This is a genomic window from Kosmotoga arenicorallina S304 (assembly GCF_001636545.1).
Classification (GTDB): Bacteria; Thermotogota; Thermotogae; order Petrotogales; family Kosmotogaceae; genus Kosmotoga_B; species Kosmotoga_B arenicorallina.
Map to the genome: position 1 here is coordinate 37,618 of NZ_JFHK01000002.1, position 22,202 is coordinate 59,819.

The following is a 22,202-nucleotide window of genomic DNA, read 5'->3' on the forward strand; positions in this document are numbered from 1 at the left end:
CCCCCCGTTAGTCTTGTAGTCCAACAACGTATACATTTACTTTTACGTTGTTAGCCTCTGTTAGGAGTTTCAGCCTGTGGAATACATTTTCCTGAATATTGGCGACGACAGTGGGGATTCTTACACCATATTCAAGAACCAGCTCAACGTTAATTTCAAGTGTTCCATCAAGTTCCTCAATAACCTTTATTCCGTGCTTTTCTTCGGAACCAAGTATTCTAGCAAAAAAGCCTTGTTGGGGTGAACCAACATTGACCGGGCCGTAAGATTCCTGAACAACCTTTTTAACGATCGAGCTTATGGCCTGTAATGTTATTTCGATCTTTCCGTATTCCGTGGTTATAAGCATTCATTTCACCTCGCAATTTCTTAATTGTGCTTTCCAGGCCTTCAAAATCAAGACCATGATCTTTTAAAATTTCCATTCTTGTACCATGTTCAGAGAATTCATCATCGATACCCATTATATGGAATTTCCCGCTGTAATTTCTTGAATTTGCGTAAAGCATGATCGATGTCCCAAAACCACCAATCTTTATGCCCTCTTCTACTGTCAGTATTAGATTGTTTTCCTCTAAAATCGCATCAAGAGCTTCGGTATCAAGGGGTTTAATAGCTCTGCAATTATACATATTAAGACCATATTTTGCGGCGACTTCTCTTGCAGGCTGAACCATGCTCCCAGTTGCAAGCACAGCGATTTTTTCTTTTCCATTAATAAGTTTCTCCCATTTCCAGAGCTTTATTCTTGACATATTTTCTATTATTTCAGACAGTATACCATATTCAGACTGTCTTGGATACCTGATTGCGACAGGTCCATCAAGCTCTTCATATAGCAAAAGACTGTAAAACATATTTGCAAGTTCTTGAAGGCTTGATGGAGCAAGGATTTTCATATTTGGGATTATATTCAAATAGGCTATGTCAAATACGCCATTGTGTGTTGCGCCATCGTGCCCAACAATTCCCGCCCTATCTATTGCAAAAATCACAGGCAATTTTTGCAGGGCAATATCATGAACAATCTGGTCAAAGGCGCGTTGTAAAAATGTCGAGTAAACTGCGAAAATAGGTTTTGCACCTTTAACTGAAAGGCCACCTGCAAATGTTGTGCAAAGTTGCTCAGTTATTCCAAGGTCATAAAACCTTCCTGGAAATTTTCTAGCAAATTCCGTAAGACCTGTCCCATCAGGCATGGCCGCTGTTATGGCAACTATACGCGTATCTTTTTCAGCTAATTTCGCGACAACATTCCCAAAGACTTTGCTGTATGTAATAAGCGAGTCATTGTATATTTTTTCGCCTGTTTCAGGATCAATTTTAGATACACTGTGAAATTTCGCAGGATCCTTTTCGGCGTATTCCAGCCCTCTACCTTTTTGAGTCACCACATGAATAATGAAAGGCTCGTTAAATTCCTTTATTGTCTTGAAAATCTCCTCCATTTCCTTGATGCTGTGGCCGTCAACAGGTCCAACATAATTAAGGCCGAAATCCTCAAAAACATTATCCCCCAAAAAAGTGTGCTTTATGCCATCTTTTATTCGAGAGAGCAAATGTTCGAGCCCTTTCATGTGCATAGTTTCAAGGGTGCCCTTTATATCACCTTTAATTTCTCTATAAACGGGATTCAGTCTTAAATCAGTTAGCGTCATTGAGAGTGCTCCTACATTCTTGCTGATACTCATGGCATTATCATTCAAAACGATTTTTAATTTTGAGCCTAACTGTTTTAATTGGTTAATAGCTTCAAGGCTTATTCCAGATGTAAGGGCACCATCACCAATAACCACAACTATGTTCTTCTTTTCATTGGCCATTGAAATAGCTTTCTCAATTCCTAGAGCTGCCGGGATAGATGTGCCTACATGGCCCGCGCCGAACACATCATATACACTCTCATCACGTTTTAAGAAACCACTAATACCACCTTTTTGGCGCAAAGTCTCAAATTCGTTATAGCGCCCTGTAAGTAATTTGTGAGTATATGCCTGATGTCCCGTATCCCATATTATGATATCCTCATCCGGGTCAAAAATGCGATACAGGGCCAAAGTAAGCTCAACAGTGCCAAGGTTTGAAGAAAGATGACCGGTATTTTTGGAAACCACGGTCTTAATATAATCCCTGATTTCTCCAGCAAATACTTTCAGTTCCTGGTAACTGTAATTCTTTATTTTCTTGAAAAGGGGTTCCTGATTACTCATAAACCACCATCCAAAATCCTCTTAAAGGATTCAACAAGATGTTTAAACAAAACAGCCGTAGTAACAAGTCCTACTCCTTGCGGAACAGGTGTTATTGCTGAAGCCTTTTCCCTGACCTCATCAAAATCGGTATCTCCAACGATCTTTCCATCGGAGAAGTTGATACCAACGTCTATTACAACTGCCCCATCTTTAACCCAGCTTTTTCTTACAAAGCCTGCTTTACCAACAGCGCTGACAAGAATGTCAGCAGCTCTTGCTTTCTCATCAATATTCTTTGTACGGGAATGGCAAACTGTAACGGTTCCATCTACGCCCTTTTTGAGCATGAGCATGGCAAGTGGTTTACCAACTGTTGTAGATCTACCGAGTATGGTAACATCCTTCCCTTTTATGGGAATGTTATAGTAATTCAGTATCTCCATAACCGCTTCGGCTGTAGGAGGAGCATAACTCGTTTCGCCAATAACCACTCCACCCAAATTCATCGGTCCCCTGCCTTCAACATCCTTCAACGGTGATATGCTTTTGATTACCATGTCTTCATCGACTTCTTTTAGAGGATGCATAACCATGACTCCGGAAATCCCGGGGTCGTTGTTGAAACGCATAATGTCTTTGAATGGTTGGCTTGAAGCTTCAACCACCTGCACAGGTATATTAAGCTTTTCGCCCTGTTTCAGTATCGACTTCATATACGCTTGCGTGGAATTATCTGGATGACTACAATACAAAACAAGCCTCGGTCTTTTTTGACCGAAACGAGATATCTGCTCTGAAATTTCCTGATAAATCTTTCTAGATACCTGCCTACCACTAAGAATAGTCGCCATATAATCACTCCGTTAAAAAAGACCTATAATTTCGCCATTTCCGTCAATGTCTATCCTTTGAGCATTGGATTCCATTGGTAACCCGGGCATTAACATAATATCGCCTGATACAGCTACAACAAAGCCTGCTCCTGCTGAAAGCGCCAAATCCCTTATTTGAAAATTATATCCCTTCGGCACACCGAGTTTTTTGGCGTCATCTGAAATCGAATACTGCGTTTTTGCTACAATAACCGGGTAATTGCCAAAACCTTGCTTTTTAAGAATTCGAAGCATGCTCTTTGCTTTTGGTTCGAAGCTGTAACTGCCAGCCCGATACACTTCTTTGGTGATAGTGCTGAGTTTTTCTTCTATTGGAGCGTCAAGAGGGATAAGCGGCTGGTATTCGCTTCCGGTATTTGATAACTCAACAACGCGCTTCGCAAGAGCTATACCACCGTTTCCGCCATCTTTCCATACTGTTGAAATTTCAAAGGGGATATCATTCTTGTCACACAGATCGGCCAAAAGCTTTTTCTCTGCGACAGTGTCATCCGGAAAATCGTTAATAGCGACAACTACCGGCAGCCTAAATTTGCGCATATTCTCATAATGCACTTTGAGGTTTTCAAACCCCTTTCTCAGCGCATCAGTGTCTTCAATTTCAAGTGACTTTTTATTTGCACCGCCATTCAACTTGAGAGCCCTTATAGAGGCTACCAGAACAACAGCAGAAGGCTTGAAATTACCAACTTGTGAAACGAAATCAAGGAATTTTTCTCCGCCAAGATCAGCACCAAATCCTGCTTCGGTTACCACAAAGTCAGAAAGTTTTAAAGCCATTTTTGTGGCGATAATCGAATTCGTGCCGTGAGCGATATTTGCAAAGGGTCCACCATGGACAAAAGCTGGTGTCCCCTCGATTGTTTGCACCAGATTAGGGTTAATAGCGTCTTTTAAGACAGCTGCCATTGCGCCTTGAATATTGAGGTCCTTGACTCGCACAAAGTCGCCACCTTTGCTCAGACTGATTATGATGTTACCCAGGCGATTTTTTAGATCTTCAATATCTTTGGCCAGGCACAAAATAGCCATGACCTCAGATGCGGCGGTGATGATAAAACCGTCTTCCCTTGGATGGCCATTAGATCGTCCACCCAATCCTATCACGATATTCCTGAGAGCTCTATCGTTCATATCCATGGCTCTGGGCCAATATATGCGAGTCGGATCAAGTTCGAGCTTGTTACCAAACTTTATATGCGCATCAATTGAAGCGGACAAAAGGTTATGCGCGGTGGTTATCGCGTGAATATCACCAGTAAAGTGTAAATTGATTTCCTCCATAGGCAAAACCTGTGCATATCCACCACCGGCAGCACCGCCTTTAATGCCCATTACCGGACCAAGAGATGGTTCTCTCAAAGTTACGAAAGTCCTCTTACCGATCTTGTTCAAAGCCATAGCAAGGCCAATAGATGTGGTTGTCTTCCCTTCGCCGGCGCTTGTTGGCGTAATGGCAGTTACAAGAACGAGTTTCCCGTCCGGTTCTTCTTTTAAGGCTTCAAGATACTTATGAGATACTTTGGCTACGTTGTCGCCAAATAGTTTGAGATATTCTTTTGGAATTCCAGCCTTTTTTGCAACTTCTGTTATCGGAAGAAGCTTTGCCTGTCGTGCAATTTCAAGGTCATTCATCAAATCACCTCATCAAAGTCCCCGCTTTGAAGGCGGTGTATGCTGTTTTGCTATTCTGTCAAGAACACCGTTAACGAATTTTCCGTCCTCCACAGATCCATATTTCTTAGCAAGTTCAATGGCTTCATTTAGAGTAACTTCGATCGGAATATCCAACTCATAGAGCAATTCATATGTTCCAAGCCTTAGAACGTTCTTGTCAACAGCTGTCAAGCGATCAAAAGTCCAGTTTATCAAATGCGATGAAATCACACGGTCAAGCTCTTCAAGATGTTCTAAAATTCCACTTAGGTATTTATTAGCCCTTTGCCACGTTACTTCGTCGAATGAGTGAAATCCTGATTCCTTCCTCAAAAAACCGGCTGCGGCATCGGCATCTTTGTGAAAATCATATTGAAATACAGATTTAAAGACGATATCACGCATTCGTCTTCTGTTTCCACGCTTTTCAGCCATATGTTATTTTCCCTCTTCTTCGTCTTCTTCCGTTTCGCTTACCTCTTCTGGTTTCCTTTCAATTACTTCCTCAACATCGAGAACTTTAACGTAAACCTCAGACACTTCAAGACCGCTCAAATTTTCGACATCTTCCTTTAATTTCCTCTGCAAATTTCTTGCATACTCAGGTATCGATTCACCATATTTAACTTTTGTGGAAACATTGATCTTTATCTGCTTTTTACCGGTGTCGGAATCTTCTACTTCTATGTCCACAGCCGCTTTGGCTTCTTTTTTTGCTTTTTGGTCGGTGAAATTTAATCCATTGAATTCCATGTAAGAATGCACTGCGAGATCCCGTATAACAGGATCAGAAATTTCGACTTTTCCGAGTTCTGTCTCATCAAAATTCATCTGTGTCCCTCCTTTCTTTAAGCCCTTTCTATATATTCGCCTGTTCTTGTATCTACACGAACCTTTTGCCCATTTTCAACAAAAAAAGGCACTGTTATTTTTAGACCCGTTTCACAAACCGCAGGTTTTCCACCGCCTGAAACGGTATCGCCCTTGTAACTCGGTGCGGTGTCTGTAACTTCAAGCACAACAGTGTTGGGCAAAATAACCCCAATTGGTATGGCATCATGGAACTGAAGATCGAGTTCCATGTTCTCAGTCATGTAATATACCGAATCCCCTACAACCTCTTTATCCAATGCATACTGTTCATAGGTTTCAAGATCCATGAAATAATAGATATTCCCATCATTGTACAAATATTGCACGTGCCTTAAAGAAAGCGATGCCTCTTCAACTTTCTCGCCGCTATTGAATTTGAACTCTCTAACATATCCTGTCTTTATATTTTTCATTTTTGTTCGGATAATGCCGCTTCCTCGACCGGTAAAATGCTTATTCACATCGAGAACAATGTAAATTTCGTTATCCACAATTAATGCCATGCCCTTTCTTATATCTCCGACTTCAACCAAAGAAGACACCTCCGCAATTATAATATTTTCAATTCTCTATCGAGTGTAGTAAGGATTTTACAGCCATCCTCGGTCAAAAAGACATCGTCTTCTATTCGAACACCGAACTTACCTGGCAAATATATACCGGGCTCAATCGTAACCACAGAATTTTTCGGTAAAGGTTCTATGTTTAACGGGCTTGCTGTTGGGTCTTCGTGAACTTCCATGCCAAGACCGTGTCCAAGTCCATGACCGAAATATTCTCCATACCCTGCATTGGCAATAATATCTTTTGCCACATTGTGCAGTTCAGCACCCGTAATTCCAGCCCTGGCAGTTTCTCTGCCCTTTCTTTGGGCTTCATAAACGATATTATACACCTTTACCATTTCATCTGAAGGCTCGCCAATGGCATATGTTCTTGTAATATCTGAACAGTAGCCATCAACAATTGCACCAAAGTCAATTAGAAGGAATTCACCCAGTGATATTTTCTTCTCTGAGGGAGTGCCGTGTACAATAGCGCTTCTATCGCCTGAAACCACTATGGTTTCAAAAGAGGGATTTCCACCCCTTTTCTTCATTTCATATTCCAGTCTTGCAGCTACTTCTCTTTCGGTAACGCCGGGTTTCACCATGTTTAGGGTCTCTATAAGTGAAGCTTCTGCTACTTCTATGGCCTTTTTTATCTTTTCTATTTCGCCTTCTGTTTTTGTCATTCTCATGGACTTTATAATCTCGTCTGATTCAACTAATTCAACGCTGAGCTCAGAAAGAAGCTTCTTAAAGTGGAAATGCGTTATCCTTTCAGCTTCAAATCCAAGGCGTTTTATGGCATTCTCAGAAATCAGCTGGCTGAGTATGTTTTTCAATCCCTCAAGCCCCCCGCCATTATAAGGGATTAACTTGAAAGCTGTTTGCATGGAAGCTTGCGTAAAATACCGAGAATCTGTAACAATGTATTCGCAGTCATTTGTTATAAGCAGGACGGCAAAAGAGCCTGAAAATCCAGAGATGTACCAGCAGGATGCCCTGTTACTGCCTTCCCTGTTAAATATAAGCAGCGCGTCCAGATCCCTTTTTATCAATTCATGCCTTAGTTTAGACAGCTTATCCATAGACACTACCTCCAAATTCAAATTATACCATTTATTCATTTCTTCCCCTCGAAAAGTGAAAGCTGATCTTTGTGCATTTTGCTCTTTTTTGACTTCCTGATCTTTGATATTTCCTCAGCTGTGAGCACTTTAACGGTTTTGTCAAGGGAGCTGCTTTTCACTATGACGCGAAGGATTTCTTTTGCCCTTTGCAAAACGATCTGTGGAATTCCTGCGAGTTTTGCGACTTCAATGCCATGAGATTGTTCCGCGACGCCATCCACTACCCTGTGCAAGAAAAGGATACCGTTTTCTGTTTCCTTTATTGCAACAGTGATGTTGTGTATTCCCCTGTACATGTTCGCAAGTTCTGTGAGCTCTGTGAAGTGAGTAGCAAATATTGTATGGCAGCCAATTGCCTCATAGATAAACTCGGATACGGACCATGCGATGCTTATTCCATCAAAGGTGCTTGTTCCCCTGCCAACTTCATCAAGAACGACAAGGCTGTCTTCGGTTGCCTTAGAGAGAATTGAAGCTGTTTCCATCATTTCCACCAAAAAGGTGGACTTCCCGCCTGCTACATCATCTCTCGCGCCTATTCTTGTAAATACCCTGTCGTAAATAGGCAATAAAGCTTCTTCAGCGGGAACAAAAGAACCGATTTGCGCCATTATTGAGCACAAAGCTATTTGCCTAATAAAAGTTGATTTCCCGCTCATGTTTGGTCCGGTAAGGACATAGAAGCTTCTATCTTCTCCAAAGGTGATGCTGTTCGGCACAAAATCTTTGACATATCTTTCTACCATCGGGTGCCTTGAGTTTTTTAGTATTAATCTATCTTTTGAAAATACCGGTCTGACATAGTTGTATTTACGGGCAACAGTAGCAAGAGATTGATAAACATCCACTTCTGAAAGAAGTCGGGCAGCATTTTTCAACTTATCCTTGCTTTTGCTTAATTGATCGCACAATTCAGAGAAGAGCTCACGTTCCATAATTTCTATTTTCTCGCTGGCGCTTAGCATTTTATCTTCAAATTCTTTGAGTTCAGGTGTTATGAAGCGTTCTGAATTCACAAGGGTTTGCTTTCTCACATAATCCTCAGGTACCCTTTCAAGCTGCGCCTTTGAGACTTCGATAAAATAACCAAATACCTTATTGTATTTCACTTTAAGATTATTTATACCCGTTCTTTGCTTCTCCCTTAGTTCAAAGTCTTTAAGTTTCTCTTTTGCACTAAACAAAAGCTCTCTAAGTTCATCAAACTCCTTGCTGTACCCTGCTTTGATGACTTTACCGTCGCCGGGAGTCGCAGATGGTTCATCTTCGAGGGCTCTTTCAAGCAGTTCTTGCTCCTGTGAGAAGTCGGGAATTTCTTCAGCAAGTTGAAGGAAAACATTGTTCGTTTCAAAGAGTTCCTTAACATAGGGCAACACTTGAAGAGTTGATCTCAGCGACTGAAGATCTCTCGGGACAGTTCGCCCCGAGGCTATCCTCGTGTTGATTCTTTCAATATCAAAGACCCTTTTCAAAAACTCGCGAAGCTCTTCCAGCAGTAGTGAATCGTTAACCAGAGCCTCTACATAGTCAAGGCGCTTATTTATCTCTGACTTTGATGTCAACGGAGCCAGAATCCACCGCTTTAAGCAACGTGTCCCCATTGCGGTAGATGTCTCTTTTAAAGTTTCAAAAAGAGAACCCTTCTTCTCCGATGGCAAAAGCGAAAGGTTCTCAATTGTCGCAGAATCCAGCTGCATATGATCTGGAGCCAGAAGTTTTATGGGAAGTGAGAAATGTGTGAAGGCCTTAAATTGAGTCATTTCAATATATTTGAACAAAGTACCAAGTACTGTTATTTCCTCATTAGAGAGTTCCAGAGCATCCAGCGATACAAGGCCGTAAAACCTCTTTGTGTATTCAACGCTTGAACTGAAACCAAAATGCCAATCTTCAAGGCTCTCAACAAATAAATTTCCCGTCTCTGAAACAAGAAAATCCTTGTGCTCTTTCAGGGATTCTTGAAGTATCAGTTGTGAAGGTCTGTATTTCTCTATAAGGTCTTTTGCCTCTTCAAGCTCAACAACCGCTGTGCCCACTTCACCAGTCGATATATCAGTGATCGCAAAAGCCATTCTACCTTTATGGACACCCATTATTGAAAGATAATTATTCTTTTCCATAGGAAGCAGATCATCTTCCATGATAGTTCCGGGAGTGAGCACCCGTGTGACTTCCCTTTTTACAAGCCCCTTTGCAACCGACGGATCTTCTACCTGTTCGCAAATAGCCACTTTGAAACCCGCGTCAAGGAGTTTCTTAACGTATTGGTCAACCGCATGGTACGGAACACCTGCCATGGGGTTGCCATTTCACGAAGTAAGAACTATCTGAAGGGTCTCGGAAATCTTTTTGGCGTCATCAAAGAAGGCTTCGTAGAAATCTCCCAACCTGAACAGGAGAATGCAGTCTTTGTAGTTATTCTTTATCTCAAGATATTGCCTCATCATAGGAGTTAGTTCCCTCAGTGCCAAGTCCCGAACCTCCCTATATCAGCTGCCTTCACTTTAATATTAAAAGCCGGCGCGCATTGCGCCGGCAATTTCATTGATGTCTGTTAAGCTTTAATTTTTGCCTTTTTGGGCTCGATAACCTTATCTACCAATCCGTATTCAACAGCCTGTTGAGCGCTCATATAAAAATCCCTGTCGGTATCGCTTTCGATTTTCTCCAAGGATTGCTCTGTGTGCAATGAAAGAATACGGTTAATCTCGTCTTTAATGTGCAACAATTCTCTTGTTCTAATTTCAATATCCCTTGCGGTTCCTTCAGCTCCACCCCAGGGTTGGTGAATCATTATTCTGGAATGGGGAAGGGCATATCTTTTTCCTTTTGTGCCTCCGGCAAGGATAACAGCTCCCATAGAAGCCGCCATGCCAATACATATTGTGGAAATGTCAGGCTTTATATACTGCATAGTGTCATAAATGGCAAGGCCGGCAGTAACTGAACCACCCGGGCTGTTGACATAAATGCTGATATCCTTTTCGGGGTCCTGAGACTCAAGAAAGAGTAGTTGTGCCACTATGATATTGGAGACCTCATCATCGATAGGCCATCCAAGAAATACTATTCTTTCGTTGAGCAATTTTGTAAAAATATCGTAAATTCGTTCTCCTCTTCCTCTGTTTTCTACAACATAAGGTACTACTGGCATCATCTTGAAATCCACGCTTTATTCCTCCTGATCAGAAAATAGCTTTTCAACCAACTTTTCGACTGGCAAAAAGGAAAAGAGAATATGCCCGCTATCGATCATGATGATCGACTTTGTTCGCTTTCCAAATGTAAGATTGACTGTTTTTCCACTCTCAACACCGAGCTGTTTGAGCCTTTTTACAGCTGAACTATGAGCGGGCAAAACCGCCATTACTCTATCAACCACAACATAAGAATCGAATCCAATATTGACTATACTGGCCACGGGTCTTCCCCCTTTCTTCTGGCGGTGTTATTATAACATAAGAAGAAAGTGAGGGTAAGAAGTATGAGTAAACCTGAGAGCCTTATTGACACTGGAAAAATCTATGTGAAAGCCGGCAAAGGTGGAGATGGTGCTATTTCTTTCAGAAGGGAGAAATTTGTTCCCTTCGGTGGCCCGGATGGAGGGGATGGAGGAAATGGCGGCCATGTTTTTATTCGCGCGACAATAAGCAAGAACACATTAAGTGAATTTCGAAGAAAAAGAAAATTCATCGCCCCTGACGGAGAAAATGGCTCAGGTGCTAAGATGAATGGAAAAAATGGCGATAGCATAATCATAGATGTGCCTCTTGGAACACAGGTATTTAACGCCGAAACGGATGAGCTCATAGCTGACCTGAAAGAACCGGGTGAAACTGTATGTGTTGCCAGAGGCGGTAAAGGTGGCAAAGGAAATGTTCATTTTACCACTTCTGTTAATCAGGCTCCCAAAATAGCAGAAGCAGGAGATCCGGGTGAGGAATTGCATATACGCTTGGAGCTCAAATTACTCGCAGATGTGGGTCTTATTGGCTATCCTAATGTTGGAAAATCAACACTCATCTCTGTTATTTCAAACGCAAAACCCAAAATAGCAAATTATCATTTTACTACTCTGGTTCCCAATCTTGGTGTAGTGAGAATGGGAGATAGCGGATTTATTGTCGCTGATGTTCCTGGATTGATTAAGGGAGCCCATAAAGGTACAGGTCTGGGTCATAATTTTTTAAAGCACGTTGAGCGTTGCTATCTTCTTGTGCATTTAATTGACATTGCCTCAATTGACGGTAGGGACTTTGTCCAGGATTACCACGATATCAGGAACGAACTCATTATGCACGATCCCGATTTTGCTTCAAAGCCTGAAATTATTGTGGCAAACAAAGCTGAAGTGCTTCCAAAAGAAGAATTGGAACTACGAATAAAGCGCTTTATAATTGAAACAGGAAAGGATATAATGCCAATTTCCGCTGCAACTGGCTGGAACATAAGAGAATTAAAAGCGAAAATGTGGGAATACATAAAAAATAGCAAGAGTTTCTTGAAGAACTTTCAAAGCGCAAAAGAGCCTAAAATGCCGAAAGTTTCTCCTGTAAGCATCAAAGAGCCAGCTTTGGATAATTTCAAAGTCAGAAGAGAAGAAAGCGGTGTGTTTGTTGTGGAAGGCCCTGCAGTTGATTATTTTAGCCATAAGATTAAGCTCAAAGAAAAGCAGGACGCTTTCCTCCTTGAGCAATTAGAAAAGGGAGGGCTTTCCAGGAAACTTAAAAAGGCAGGCGCAAAAGATGGCGACACTGTAATTTTAAATGGGAGAGAGTATGAATACAAAGAGTAAAAAATATGGGATTTTTGGTGGATCTTTTGACCCTGTTCATAATGGGCATCTTATACTGTGTTCATATGCTATGGAAGCCTTGAAACTCGACTTCCTGTATGTTGTCCCGGCCTTTAACCCGCCACACAAAGACATTGTGGAAGCCCCTTTTGACAAACGTACCGAATGGTTGAAAAAGGCCTTCGTCCATGATAAAAGGGTTATAATATCAACTTTCGAAGCCGAAAAAGGGGGGCTATCTTACACTATTGAGACTGTAAGGTATTTTACCAAAAGGCATCATACCCCTCCCTATCTACTTATAGGAGAAGATAGCGCAAGAAACATTGAATCGTGGTTTAAATTTCAGGAACTCTTGAAAGAAGCTTTCATAGTCGTGTACCCACGCTTTGAAAAAAACGATTCGCTTATTAATAGCTCACTTCTGAACTATGAGAACAGAGGTATAAGTTTTCTGAAAGCTCCTCTTATACAGTTATCTGCCACTGAAATTCGTCAGCGAATTAAGGGCAAAAAATCAATTTTGGGAATGATTCCCGAGAGCATTTTGCCGGAGGTTGTAGCCTTTTATGAAAAAAAAGTTTGAAATAGGACTCGCCCCTATGGCTGGTTATACAGATCATATAATGCGCAGTATCTCGCTCAAATGGGGTGCTGACTTTGTATTTACAGAAATGCTTAGTGTTGATGGCATTTTACTCAATGACAGAGCCACTTCAAAACTTCTTCCTAAAAAGCCTTGCAGAGTTCAACTTTTTGGAAATGAGCCGCTAAAATTTCTGGAAGCATATAAGCGTATTGCTGATTTAGTAACGTGGATAGATATCAATGCAGGTTGCCCTGTAAAGAAGGTAACAAGAAAAGGAGCGGGAAGCGCTTTATTGCAAAATCCGGACAGGTTAGTTTCGATAATTAAGCTGCTCAAAGAAAATACAGACAAACCAGTTTCCGTGAAGATAAGGCTTGGATGGAATGACAACAGGGTGCTTGATATAGTAAGCAAACTGATAACGGCAAATCCCGATGCCATTTTCATCCACGGAAGGACTACCAAACAAAAATACATGGGAGAAGCAGATTGGGAAGCCATTTCTAAGGCAGCCAAATTTTGCAGTGAGTATGAAATACCAGTGTTTGGTTCCGGCGACCTCTTTACCCCTGAAGCCATAAAAAAAATACACGACAATTACCCGGTAGATGGCGTGATTGTTGCCAGAGGAGCCATTGGCAATCCATGGATATTCAAGCAGTCAAAAGAGCTGATTGAAAAGGAAACTTACGAAAAAATCACTGCATTTGAAAGGCTAAAGGCTTTTGCTGAACATTTATCCTTGCTAACAGAAGAAAAAGGATTTGAAAAGGGTATAAAAGAATCGAGGAAATTTTTTGTCGGTTATACAAGAGGCGTAAACAACGCCGCCAAGATGAGAAACGAATATATGAGGTTGAAAACCATAGAAGAGATAAAGAATTTTCTGCTTTGCCATGGAATAGATACAGCGAGAATAAAGAACCTGAATTAAATGTTTCTGGATTATTCGTGCATTTCCAATTTTGGGAAACAATAATACTGGTATTACACTTGAAGTGTAATGAAAAATCCTGCAAAGGAGGAGTCCAGGTGGGAACCCAATCCATGAAAGCTATTGTGAAAGAAAATCCAGGCACAGGTTTTACCGTAAGAAACGTTCCAGTACCTGAAGAACTATCTGCAAATGAAGTGTTGATAAGAGTAAAAAGAGCTTCGATCTGTGGTACTGATTTGCATATTTATGAATGGAATAACTGGGCAGAACAAAAAATACACCCTCCCCAGATTGTGGGGCACGAATTCACAGGTGAGGTTGTCAAAGTGGGGCAGGGAGTTACCCGGGTTTCTGTTGGCGATGTAGTGGTTTCAGAGACACATATTCCGTGCCAGAAATGTTTGCAGTGCAAGACTGGAAGAATGCATATTTGCAAAGACATGAATATATTGGGGGTCGATAGAGATGGTGTTTTTGCAGAATATGTTAAAGTCCCAGAAGTTGTTCTGTGGAAAGTCCCAGATGGTATTTCACCGGAGTTTGCTTCAATTATGGAACCTTTCGGAAATGCCATTCATACAGCGCTTGTTACTGACCTTACAGGTAAAAATGTTCTTATAACCGGGGCAGGACCTATTGGTTTGATGGCTACAGCGGTTGCAAGAAGCGCAGGTGCTGCGAAGGTTATCGTGACAGAACTCAAAGAATTCAGAAAGGAACTCGCCAAAAAAATGGGAGCTGATGTAATTCTCGATCCGCGAGAAGTCGATATTGTGCATGAGGTGAAAAGGCTTACAGACGGTGATGGGGTTGACTTCTTTATGGAAATGTCAGGTAATCTTAACGCCTTTAAACAGGGGCTTGAAAGCACTACAAACGGTGGAGAAGTTTCGCTTCTCGGTGTGTTTTCGGGTAACGTAGACTTTGATATCAATTCTCTTGTTATCTTCAAAGGGCTTACCCTTTACGGCATCACCGGCAGGAGAATGTTTGAGACATGGCAGGTTGCCACCGAGTTGCTTAGAAACAAGCGCGTGGATCTTTCTCCGGTTGTAACCCACGTTCTAAAAATGGACGAATGGGAAAAGGGTGTAAAATCAATGTTGGATGGCATTGCCGGAAAAGTTATCCTTGAAATAGAATAAATCTTGTGGGGGTGATTTCATGTTCGATTACAGTGTCTTTTCAAAAGAAATTGAAGAACTTGAGAAAAACGGGCTTCTTATAAGAATTAAAACACTGGAAAGCCCTCAGGGAGCCTGGTTAACTATCAATGGCAAAAAGGTGCTGAACATGTGTTCAAACAATTACCTTGGTTTTGCTTATCGAGATGAATTAAAAAAAGCTGCCATCGATGCCATTGAGAAATGGGGCGTAGGACCCGGTGCAGTAAGGACAATCGCTGGTACGATGTCAATCCACAGCGACCTTGAACGTGAACTTGCGCACTTCAAAAAAGTTGAAGCCACTGTTGTTGTTCAATCAGGATTCAACGCCAATCAGGCTGTTATTCCCGCAATAACTACTGCTGAAGATGCCATTCTATCCGACGAATTAAACCACGCCAGTATTATAGATGGAGTAAGACTTTCAAAAGCCAAAAGGTACGTCTGGAAACACCGTGACGCAGAAGATCTTGAAGTAAAATTAAAAGAAGCCAGGGCAAATGGTGCAAGAAAGCTTCTTGTGATCACAGATGGAGTCTTTTCCATGGATGGCGATTTGGCTCCTTTGCCAGAAATAGTTGAGAAATGCGAAAAATATGATGCGCTTCTAATGGTAGATGATGCACACGGCGAAGGTGTCCTTGGTAGCCATGGTCGTGGAATTGTAGACCATTTTGGACTCCACGGGAGAGTGGATATAGAAGTCGGGACACTTTCAAAAGCTTTTGGTGTTGTTGGGGGTTTTGTAGCTGGTAAAAAAGAGCTGATTGACTACCTAAAGCAAAAGGCGCGCCCATTCCTTTTCAGCAGCTCCCTGTCACCCGCAGAAACGGGAGCCGCTCTAGCCGCGGTTAGAATACTCCAGAACGATGGAACACCTGTTGAGAAGCTCTGGGAAAATGCAAAATACTTTAAAGGACGAATGCAGTCAATGGGTTTTGATACGGGTCACAGTGAAACTCCCATTACACCGGTAATGCTTTATGATGCCAAGCTGTCTTCCACTTTCAGCGCAAGGCTTTTTGAGGAAGGAGTCTTCGCACAGTCTATCGGTTACCCAACGGTTCCAAAAGGAAAAGCAAGAATAAGAGTTATGATTAGCGCTGCCCATACAAAAGAAGACCTTGATTATGCCCTCGAGAAGTTCGCAAAGGTCGGCAAAGAGCTGGGTATAATTAAATGAATTACTGTAAAATAAGAGATGCGGCCTTTGTGCCGCATTTTTTAAGCAGGTGATATCTTGATGGTGAATATGCTGTTTCTGGCAATCGGATTCGCTCTTCTGGTAAAGGGAGCTGACTATCTTATTGATGGCTCCATTGCCATTGCAAGGCGCTTTGGAGTTTCCGAGCTTTTTATAGGGCTTACCATAGTGGCCTTTGGAACAAGTGCGCCTGAACTCGCTGTAAGTGTCAAGGCAGCGATAGATGGCTCTGGAATCGCCATTGGGAATGTCCTTGGTTCAAATATTGCAAATGTTGCACTCATATTGGGTGCAACAGCGATTATCCAACCATTGAGGATTTCAGCATCAACTACAAAAAAAGAAATGCCCTTTGTTATTTTGAGTACAGTAGCAGCAGGAATGCTATTGCTTGGCGGAAAGATGGGACTCAATAGATTTGATGGAGTAGTGCTCTTATGCTTTTTTGCAATCTTTGTGGACTATCTTTTATCCATGGCGAAAAGTGATCGTGAATTGGATGTTGTAGTGGAAAAAAGCTTTCACCATCTTGAAGGAAAAATGCCTTTTGCAATTTTAGCAACGGTCGGTGGGCTTGCCGGAGTGCTATTTGGTTCAGACCTGGTTGTAAATTCAGGTATGAACCTGGCGAGATCTTTTGGTGTAAGTGATACCTTAATCGGCGTTACTCTGGTTGCCTTTGGAACATCTTTACCGGAACTCGTCACTTCAATAGCTGCGGGGCTTAAAAAAAGAGCTGATCTCGCAATAGGGAATATCATAGGTTCGAATATTTTCAATTTGCTTTTAGTTCTTGGCATCGCAGCTGTGGCATCGCCTATACAAAGCGACAGAGACATTACTCAGGATGTAATCTTTGCTCTTGTTTCAATAGTTCTTTTGTTGCTCTTCACCGGATTGAAAAGGAGAAAGCTTGGAAGAATTGGTGGTATGGCATTGTTGGCATTTTACTTCGTATATATTTGGTTAAGCATAGTGGCTGGATGATATGCCGTGGAGCAATCTTCTGTAAAGCATATTTGAAAGGCTGCATCGATTCCTCATCAAATACCATTACCACATGAAAAATAAACAAGAGGGGACAAGTCCCCTCTTTTGGCACGCCCGGAGGGAGTCGAACCCCCAGCCTACGATTTTGGAGACCGCCGCTCTGCCAGTTGAGCTACGGGCGTACACATCACTTATTATAAAGTATGTGTTCCGTATTTTCAAGTGGAAAAGTCCGGGATTTATATTATTATGACAGATAACATTACTCCAAAAAGCAATAAGTACAGAATAAAGGAATTATCGAGCTTTTCAAGAATTCGGGGCAATGGCTTTAAGAAACTTTTCAGCATGAAATACAGAGGAATTCCGACGGCGATCATGAGCAATGCATCAAGGGTATGGTGCGTGTCAAAGCCGATAATTCCATGAGCGAATATAGTGAACACCATAATGCCATATCCAAGGGATATATTCCAGCGCTGTTTCATTTTCTCCTTTGATATACCGACAAATATCAGCTTTGAAAAACTAATGACCGTTCCTATCGACGCTACTATCAGAAAGTATTTCGCTGGCCCTGATATGGAATCCATAATGCCATTTTTAGTGACAAAACCAGATGTTAACGGAGTTCCCATTATCGCTGCCGAGCCGACAATCAAAGGTAGAAATTCCTTGATATTAACTTTACCCTTCCATTCACTGATCTTCTGAGTACCCAATCGCTCTTTGATGTTCCCCGCAGTCATGAAAAGCAATCCTTTGAACACTGCATGGCTAAACGCATGCCATGCGGCAGCCATATTGCTTGCAGCGATAATAAAGCCTATCTGTGAAAATGTATGATAAGCGAGAACATCTTTTGCTTTCCTGGCGTTCATAGCAAAGAGTACGCCAGCGACCGCGCTGAATGTGCCTATCACCAGATAGAAGTTTCTCAACCATTCAAAAGAGCTGTATTGCAAAAATCTGATAACAAGATAATCCTCTATTTTCACCATCAAGCCAGAAAGTATCGGCGAGATTTCGGTCCCGGCATTTGCGTGAGCATCTGGGAGCCACATCGAAAGCAAAAATAACCCGGATTTGACAGAAAGCCCGGTAAATATAAGCGCTGCTGGCAACCGGTCCATGTAATCAAGGGCTAAAAAGGAAAAAGTGCCGCTTTTCAAGTAAACAAGCCCGATGCCAACCAGATAAAAATTGAATCCAAGTGCCGCAATAAGCATGTATTTTACAGTCGCCCATATTTGCTTTCCTTCCCTGCCATACGCAATCAAGATAAAGCCTATTATCGATGCGAGCTCAAAGGAAACATAGACGTTAAAAAGATCCCTTGTGATAAAAACAGCATTCAATGATCCGAGAAGCAGGGTGATTAGAGCATAGAAAAAGCCATCATAGCTTTTATGAAGAGAATTTAGAGTCACTGCCGCTAAAACTACTATTACAGCCAAAAGAAAGGGAAGTGAAAATTCATCGTACCCTATTGAAATCCCAAGCATGCCCCAGTCACCTATAACAGCTTCAAAGTCTTTTCCAAGGTTGAACAAAAGTATGACAGCAGACGCTATCAAAGAAGCAAAAGTTAAGGAAATCGCTATTTTTCTCCTTCTATGAAGCGCCAGCGATAAGCCACCGAGCAAAAGCGGGATAATGCTCAGATAAATTATCATTCTTCTTCCCCTTCCAGCATATTTTCAATCAGATTGACATCTACCGTATGAAACCTATTATGGAGCATTATTGTAAAGGCAAGCAATAGGCTCAAAATAGCAAATCCAATTACGATACTCGTAATTATCACTGCCTGAGGTATTGGGTCTGCAAAATTTTCCGCTTCAAAGGGTACAGACTGGATGATAGGTGCTTTTGTGCCACTCTTTGAAGAAATAGCCACAAAGAAGAGCGTTACGGAAGTTTCAACGATACCAAGAGCAAGTATTTTCTTTATCAGGTTCGAAGTCAGGAGCATCCCCAGCGTGCCTATAAAGGCCCCAACCAAAGATGTATATATTACCACATCGCTTATCATAGTGTCCCCCTCCTGACCACGAATTCGCTTGCCATTTTCCACGATCCCGCATAAACTTTAAGCCCTATAAAGAGGTTAAGAAGTGGTATAACACCCCCACTCAAGATGCTTCCGAAGTTTTGCAATTCGCTAAGCTTGAAAGAAAAATTCGGGAAAGAAAATCCCATGGTCATCAATGACAGAGTAGCAACGAGCGCTATGTTTTCCAAAATCCTCATCTGCAATTTTTCATAGTGAGAAAGAGCTTTTATAAAACTCGAGCTTACTCCATAAAGCACAACGCTACCTGCAAGAATCACGCCTCCAGCGAAACCACCGCCTGGTGAAATATGCCCATTTAATACCACATACAAAAAGAGCGTAACTGATATGGCTAATATACCTGAACTATAAACCTGAGCAGTTCCGAAAACAGTTTGTTCAGAAAGCTCGCTTCTGGGTTCAGCTTTCAACATGATGGTCACACCAAGAACCCCAACGGAAAACACGATCACTTCAAAAAGAGTATCGTAGGCCCGCGACTGCAAATAAACAGCAGTGACTGTGTTTGGCACTTTCACTTTTTCTATTAAAGTCGCTATTTTGGCCTTAGGTTCGGAAGTTGGCGTAAAATCGATCTGAAAAAGCAAAAGACCAAAAATATAGCATACAAGAATTATCACCAGAGATTTCTTTAAGTTCATAGGTATCTCTCCACAATGTTTTTTAGTTCCCCGGAACTTTCAAGTTCATTCAAGTCTGAAACTATGAAATTCTTCAAATCTTCCGCTCCCCTTGACAAAAGAAAGATGTAACGTGTCCTGGATGATGGTACGGCTTCAATTTTCTCCACCGTTTTGCCCAGGATTTTCAGGTTAATGTAATCCACCTCACGGTCTCCTATTTTGAAAAGAATTGTGTCGAGATAAGGAATTTTTTCAAAAAAGTCTTGATCTTGAACATTATCATCTATCAGGCCGCCGCAAACTATATCAACATTTCCAGATTTTAGCGCCTCTATTGCCTGAGAAGAGTTCTTAAAGGCTTTCGGCTCAATATGATAACCTTCAAGCACCTGTATTCTGGAAATTATTTCCCATTCAAGCCCATGAAGAGTATCGTTACTGTGGTATATCATATGAGGGGTTGGAATATAACCAATTCTTACCCTTCGCTGTTTTCTAATTGCCATTATATAAACCAATATGATAAGGATGACACCAACTGTGAATTGTGTCAGCGCAACATCCGGTGCTCCGAGAAGGAGCATTATTAATGACGAAAAAAAACCTAAAATTCCATACCAAATAACTGCTTTAAAGTTAGTTTTTGCAGATATCATTGATATAGATGCAACAAGATAAAAAATCGAGAAAGCAGCTACTGCAAAAAGCATTTTACCTCCTCTGGGAATTTAAATAAGCTCTAGCAATAATGTGTGAGATAACAGGCCCCGAGACAACGATCAGTCCTATCAAGACAAGCGCTTCCAGTGGATTTAGCAACCCAAAAAAGAATGCTGAAAGAGCAAGCATGCTCAAACCAACCGTATCGGAAATACCAAAATAATGCAAAGATTGCACCAGACTTCTTGCAATAACAGCTCGCAATGTCCCAAAAATAACAAGAAAGCTTCCGCTGAAAAAAAAGAAAAGAGCAATTATCTTCATTTTCCATCCCTCATTCCCAAAAAATAAGCAGCGATAATTGTCCCTCCGGAATTCAAAAAAAGGAAAATTAAGATGATTTCTGAAAGATATCTCACTTCGAATACAAGTTCAAGAAATATGAGCAATACTAGAGCTTTCATTGTGATTGATGAGTAAGTTATAAGAAGGTGCCACGGATTTCGATTACCTGAATAAAGGAAGAGAACGATGAAGGAATATATCAATGTCCCAATGGCAATGAAAGAAATCATCTCTTCCTCACCTCATGGATAACCAAAATATTCTTTTCCTTAAAGACCACCAGTTCCTCAGGTGTCAGAGTTATCGAAACTATCTTCCCGAATTCCTCCATCCGGTTTTTAGGGGAAGGAGTTTCGGAAGTTGAAAATACCTGGGTCGTAAGAAGCATTTTGAAAGCTTGCATAATTGCCTTTGGAATATTAAAAAGAATAGCCTTTATGACCCCAATGGCATTGCCCGTGGGGATAACCCTCCTTCCCACAAACCAGGAAAAACTTGCTGCTATAACGGCAAATATTAGATTTTCAAGGTTCATTGACGTTGACGCCATCATCCATACTAAAAATGAAAGAAAGAAAATCATGATTCCTCCAACAGCGGTTTTACCCTAAATTCTTCTTTTTTTTCAAAGTGTTGCATCCAGCCATCAAAACCGTAATCTTCCAGAAGCGTTAAAGCATAATTGTATTCATCCGGTGTGATCCTTCGCGCCAATTCAGAATATTCAGAGGCTTTATAGACAGGCTTGTATTGCGACATTAGAGAAATTGGCACCGATAGGGAAAGCTCAAACGCGAGAAAGTCGAGCATCTCTTCAGTTCCGGATATTTTTTCTGGCAGAACCAGATGCCTGATTATTAGCCCTCGTTGGAATCTTTCGTTTTTCTTGAATGCGCCAACTTGCCTGTACATTTCCTTTATTGATTTTCTTGTTACAGTCCAATAATCCGGAACTCCTGAGTATTTCTTTCCCATATCATCGGAAGTATAACGTATATCAGCCAGATAAATATCAACAATTCCTTCAAGCGATTTGATAGTTTCCAGTTTCTCATAGCCGCTTGTGTTGTATACAATAGGAAGCTTGAATCCCTTTTCTATAGCGTATTCTAAAGCTTTCAGTATATGAGGGAGATGTGGTGTGGGCGTAACCAGATCCAGAGTTTCCCCTCCCTGTTCCTGAATTTTCAAGAACAACTTTCCGAGCTCTCTAACATCTATTTCCCTGCCTCTGTTCATCTGGCTAAAGCCAAAGTTTTGGCAATATACACATTTCATGGAGCAACCGCTGAAAAATACCGCGCCAGCACCACCTTCGCCAACAAGGGGAGGCTCCTCACCATAATGAAGAACCGCTGCACTTATCTTAGCTGTGGAGCCCTGACCACATATTCCTGTTGAATGGTATCTGTTTACCTTGCACTCTCTTGGACATAGCTGGCACTGTTTTAGATGAGATTCAAAGGATGTTATTATTTCCCTTAACGTTCCGTTTTTATAAGCTTCAAGGTATAAAGGGAATGTCAA

24 protein-coding genes, 1 tRNA gene and 1 pseudogene are annotated in these 22,202 nt (G+C 41.5%); 6 read left to right on the forward strand and 20 right to left on the reverse strand.

The window, feature by feature from the left end; all coding sequences use genetic code 11:
• Positions 1–7 precede the first annotated feature (7 nt).
• The 11 genes and pseudogenes from AT15_RS00415 to AT15_RS10175 all read right to left on the reverse strand — a co-directional run bounded on the left by AT15_RS00415 (position 8) and on the right by AT15_RS10175 (position 10,710).
• Positions 8–349, reverse strand: coding sequence for an Asp23/Gls24 family envelope stress response protein (locus AT15_RS00415; protein ID WP_068345266.1), 342 nt, complete (start codon positions 347–349; stop codon positions 8–10).
• On the reverse strand, positions 285–2,210 hold the full coding sequence (gene dxs, locus AT15_RS00420) for a 1-deoxy-D-xylulose-5-phosphate synthase (RefSeq protein ID WP_068345267.1): 1,926 nt from the start codon (positions 2,208–2,210) through the stop codon (positions 285–287). The genes AT15_RS00415 and dxs overlap by 65 nt, the downstream gene beginning before the upstream one ends.
• The gene (locus AT15_RS00425; protein WP_068345270.1) at positions 2,207–3,043 is read right to left on the reverse strand and encodes a bifunctional 5,10-methylenetetrahydrofolate dehydrogenase/5,10-methenyltetrahydrofolate cyclohydrolase; all 837 of its coding nucleotides are present in this window, start codon (positions 3,041–3,043) and stop codon (positions 2,207–2,209) included. The genes dxs and AT15_RS00425 overlap by 4 nt, the downstream gene beginning before the upstream one ends.
• 12 nt (positions 3,044–3,055) lie before the next feature.
• Positions 3,056–4,723 (reverse strand): formate--tetrahydrofolate ligase, encoded by a 1,668-nt coding sequence (locus AT15_RS00430; RefSeq protein WP_153019668.1) that lies wholly within the window; start codon positions 4,721–4,723, stop codon positions 3,056–3,058.
• 9 nt (positions 4,724–4,732) lie between these two features.
• Positions 4,733–5,176 carry a transcription antitermination factor NusB gene (gene nusB, locus AT15_RS00435; protein ID WP_068345276.1) on the reverse strand — a complete coding sequence of 148 codons (444 nt, stop codon included), beginning with the start codon at positions 5,174–5,176 and terminating at the stop codon, positions 4,733–4,735.
• Positions 5,177–5,179: 3 nt separating this feature from the next.
• Positions 5,180–5,572 carry an Asp23/Gls24 family envelope stress response protein gene (locus AT15_RS00440; RefSeq protein ID WP_068345279.1) on the reverse strand — a complete coding sequence of 131 codons (393 nt, stop codon included), beginning with the start codon at positions 5,570–5,572 and terminating at the stop codon, positions 5,180–5,182.
• Positions 5,573–5,589: 17 nt separating this feature from the next.
• Positions 5,590–6,147 (reverse strand): elongation factor P, encoded by a 558-nt coding sequence (gene efp / locus AT15_RS00445; protein WP_068345284.1) that lies wholly within the window; start codon positions 6,145–6,147, stop codon positions 5,590–5,592.
• Between the two features lie 17 nt (positions 6,148–6,164).
• A complete protein-coding gene (locus tag AT15_RS00450) occupies positions 6,165–7,247 on the reverse strand; it encodes a M24 family metallopeptidase (protein WP_068345285.1) in 1,083 nt (360 codons plus the stop codon).
• Between the two features lie 35 nt (positions 7,248–7,282).
• Positions 7,283–9,736: pseudogene (gene mutS / locus AT15_RS00455) on the reverse strand (DNA mismatch repair protein MutS).
• 107 nt (positions 9,737–9,843) lie between these two features.
• Positions 9,844–10,443, reverse strand: coding sequence for an ATP-dependent Clp endopeptidase proteolytic subunit ClpP (gene clpP / locus AT15_RS00460; protein ID WP_162492877.1), 600 nt, complete (start codon positions 10,441–10,443; stop codon positions 9,844–9,846).
• Between the two features lie 18 nt (positions 10,444–10,461).
• Positions 10,462–10,710 carry a DUF370 domain-containing protein gene (locus tag AT15_RS10175; protein ID WP_153019669.1) on the reverse strand — a complete coding sequence of 83 codons (249 nt, stop codon included), beginning with the start codon at positions 10,708–10,710 and terminating at the stop codon, positions 10,462–10,464.
• 63 nt (positions 10,711–10,773) lie between these two features.
• Here AT15_RS10175 and obgE point away from each other — a divergent pair, with 63 nt between their 5' ends.
• The 6 genes from obgE to AT15_RS00495 all read left to right on the forward strand — a co-directional run bounded on the left by obgE (position 10,774) and on the right by AT15_RS00495 (position 16,967).
• Positions 10,774–12,084, forward strand: coding sequence for a GTPase ObgE (gene obgE, locus AT15_RS00470; RefSeq protein WP_068345286.1), 1,311 nt, complete (start codon positions 10,774–10,776; stop codon positions 12,082–12,084).
• Positions 12,068–12,670 (forward strand): nicotinate (nicotinamide) nucleotide adenylyltransferase, encoded by a 603-nt coding sequence (gene nadD, locus AT15_RS00475; RefSeq protein WP_084251361.1) that lies wholly within the window; start codon positions 12,068–12,070, stop codon positions 12,668–12,670. The genes obgE and nadD overlap by 17 nt, the downstream gene beginning before the upstream one ends.
• Positions 12,654–13,607 (forward strand): tRNA dihydrouridine synthase, encoded by a 954-nt coding sequence (locus tag AT15_RS00480; protein WP_068345288.1) that lies wholly within the window; start codon positions 12,654–12,656, stop codon positions 13,605–13,607. Before nadD ends, AT15_RS00480 begins: the two co-directional genes overlap by 17 nt.
• Positions 13,608–13,720: 113 nt before the next feature.
• Entirely contained in the window at positions 13,721–14,755 is a 1,035-nt protein-coding gene (tdh, locus tag AT15_RS00485; protein WP_068345713.1) for an L-threonine 3-dehydrogenase, read from the forward strand.
• A gap of 19 nt (positions 14,756–14,774) precedes the next feature.
• Positions 14,775–15,959, forward strand: coding sequence for a glycine C-acetyltransferase (locus tag AT15_RS00490; RefSeq protein WP_068345289.1), 1,185 nt, complete (start codon positions 14,775–14,777; stop codon positions 15,957–15,959).
• Positions 15,960–16,019: 60 nt separating this feature from the next.
• Entirely contained in the window at positions 16,020–16,967 is a 948-nt protein-coding gene (locus tag AT15_RS00495; RefSeq protein WP_153019670.1) for a calcium/sodium antiporter, read from the forward strand.
• A 109-nt stretch (positions 16,968–17,076) separates the two neighbouring features.
• Here AT15_RS00495 and AT15_RS00500 read toward each other — a convergent pair.
• The 9 genes from AT15_RS00500 to AT15_RS00540 all read right to left on the reverse strand — a co-directional run bounded on the left by AT15_RS00500 (position 17,077) and on the right by AT15_RS00540 (position 22,202).
• Positions 17,077–17,152: transfer RNA gene (locus AT15_RS00500), tRNA-Trp, on the reverse strand.
• Between the two features lie 57 nt (positions 17,153–17,209).
• Positions 17,210–18,646 carry a proton-conducting transporter transmembrane domain-containing protein gene (locus AT15_RS00505; RefSeq protein WP_084251363.1) on the reverse strand — a complete coding sequence of 479 codons (1,437 nt, stop codon included), beginning with the start codon at positions 18,644–18,646 and terminating at the stop codon, positions 17,210–17,212.
• Positions 18,643–19,005 (reverse strand): sodium:proton antiporter, encoded by a 363-nt coding sequence (locus AT15_RS00510; protein ID WP_068345296.1) that lies wholly within the window; start codon positions 19,003–19,005, stop codon positions 18,643–18,645. The genes AT15_RS00505 and AT15_RS00510 overlap by 4 nt, the downstream gene beginning before the upstream one ends.
• Positions 19,002–19,688, reverse strand: a complete 687-nt coding sequence (locus AT15_RS00515) for an MnhB domain-containing protein (RefSeq protein WP_068345298.1) — start codon at positions 19,686–19,688, stop codon at positions 19,002–19,004. The genes AT15_RS00510 and AT15_RS00515 overlap by 4 nt, the downstream gene beginning before the upstream one ends.
• A complete protein-coding gene (locus AT15_RS00520) occupies positions 19,685–20,380 on the reverse strand; it encodes a hydrogenase subunit MbhD domain-containing protein (RefSeq protein ID WP_068345300.1) in 696 nt (231 codons plus the stop codon). The genes AT15_RS00515 and AT15_RS00520 overlap by 4 nt, the downstream gene beginning before the upstream one ends.
• A gap of 1 nt (position 20,381) precedes the next feature.
• Entirely contained in the window at positions 20,382–20,654 is a 273-nt protein-coding gene (locus AT15_RS00525) for a monovalent cation/H(+) antiporter subunit G (protein WP_068345305.1), read from the reverse strand.
• A complete protein-coding gene (locus AT15_RS00530; protein WP_068345308.1) occupies positions 20,651–20,905 on the reverse strand; it encodes a hypothetical protein in 255 nt (84 codons plus the stop codon). The genes AT15_RS00525 and AT15_RS00530 overlap by 4 nt, the downstream gene beginning before the upstream one ends.
• A complete protein-coding gene (locus AT15_RS00535) occupies positions 20,902–21,258 on the reverse strand; it encodes a hypothetical protein (protein WP_068345311.1) in 357 nt (118 codons plus the stop codon). Before AT15_RS00535 ends, AT15_RS00530 begins: the two co-directional genes overlap by 4 nt.
• A complete protein-coding gene (locus AT15_RS00540) occupies positions 21,255–22,202 on the reverse strand; it encodes a radical SAM protein (protein ID WP_068345313.1) in 948 nt (315 codons plus the stop codon). The genes AT15_RS00535 and AT15_RS00540 overlap by 4 nt, the downstream gene beginning before the upstream one ends.

Bases quoted from the DNA above. Each gene is read 5' to 3' on its own strand.
- obgE (WP_068345286.1), top strand. From the start codon at position 10,774: ATGAGTAAACCTGAGAGCCTTATTGACACTGGAAAAATCTATGTGAAA.
- AT15_RS00525 (WP_068345305.1), bottom strand. From the start codon at position 20,654: ATGAAGATAATTGCTCTTTTCTTTTTTTTCAGCGGAAGCTTTCTTGTT.
- AT15_RS00450 (WP_068345285.1), bottom strand. From the start codon at position 7,247: ATGGATAAGCTGTCTAAACTAAGGCATGAATTGATAAAAAGGGATCTG.
- clpP (WP_162492877.1), bottom strand. From the start codon at position 10,443: ATGCCAGTAGTACCTTATGTTGTAGAAAACAGAGGAAGAGGAGAACGA.
- AT15_RS00505 (WP_084251363.1), bottom strand. From the start codon at position 18,646: ATGATAATTTATCTGAGCATTATCCCGCTTTTGCTCGGTGGCTTATCG.
- AT15_RS00490 (WP_068345289.1), top strand. From the start codon at position 14,775: ATGTTCGATTACAGTGTCTTTTCAAAAGAAATTGAAGAACTTGAGAAA.
- nusB (WP_068345276.1), bottom strand. From the start codon at position 5,176: ATGGCTGAAAAGCGTGGAAACAGAAGACGAATGCGTGATATCGTCTTT.
- AT15_RS00415 (WP_068345266.1), bottom strand. From the start codon at position 349: ATGCTTATAACCACGGAATACGGAAAGATCGAAATAACATTACAGGCC.
- tdh (WP_068345713.1), top strand. From the start codon at position 13,721: ATGAAAGCTATTGTGAAAGAAAATCCAGGCACAGGTTTTACCGTAAGA.
- AT15_RS00425 (WP_068345270.1), bottom strand. From the start codon at position 3,043: ATGGCGACTATTCTTAGTGGTAGGCAGGTATCTAGAAAGATTTATCAG.
- AT15_RS00520 (WP_068345300.1), bottom strand. From the start codon at position 20,380: ATGCTTTTTGCAGTAGCTGCTTTCTCGATTTTTTATCTTGTTGCATCT.
- AT15_RS00515 (WP_068345298.1), bottom strand. From the start codon at position 19,688: ATGAACTTAAAGAAATCTCTGGTGATAATTCTTGTATGCTATATTTTT.
- AT15_RS00510 (WP_068345296.1), bottom strand. From the start codon at position 19,005: ATGATAAGCGATGTGGTAATATATACATCTTTGGTTGGGGCCTTTATA.
- AT15_RS00530 (WP_068345308.1), bottom strand. From the start codon at position 20,905: ATGATTTCTTTCATTGCCATTGGGACATTGATATATTCCTTCATCGTT.
- AT15_RS00495 (WP_153019670.1), top strand. From the start codon at position 16,020: ATGGTGAATATGCTGTTTCTGGCAATCGGATTCGCTCTTCTGGTAAAG.
- nadD (WP_084251361.1), top strand. From the start codon at position 12,068: ATGAATACAAAGAGTAAAAAATATGGGATTTTTGGTGGATCTTTTGAC.
- AT15_RS00440 (WP_068345279.1), bottom strand. From the start codon at position 5,572: ATGAATTTTGATGAGACAGAACTCGGAAAAGTCGAAATTTCTGATCCT.
- AT15_RS00480 (WP_068345288.1), top strand. From the start codon at position 12,654: ATGAAAAAAAAGTTTGAAATAGGACTCGCCCCTATGGCTGGTTATACA.
- AT15_RS00535 (WP_068345311.1), bottom strand. From the start codon at position 21,258: ATGATTTTCTTTCTTTCATTTTTAGTATGGATGATGGCGTCAACGTCA.
- dxs (WP_068345267.1), bottom strand. From the start codon at position 2,210: ATGAGTAATCAGGAACCCCTTTTCAAGAAAATAAAGAATTACAGTTAC.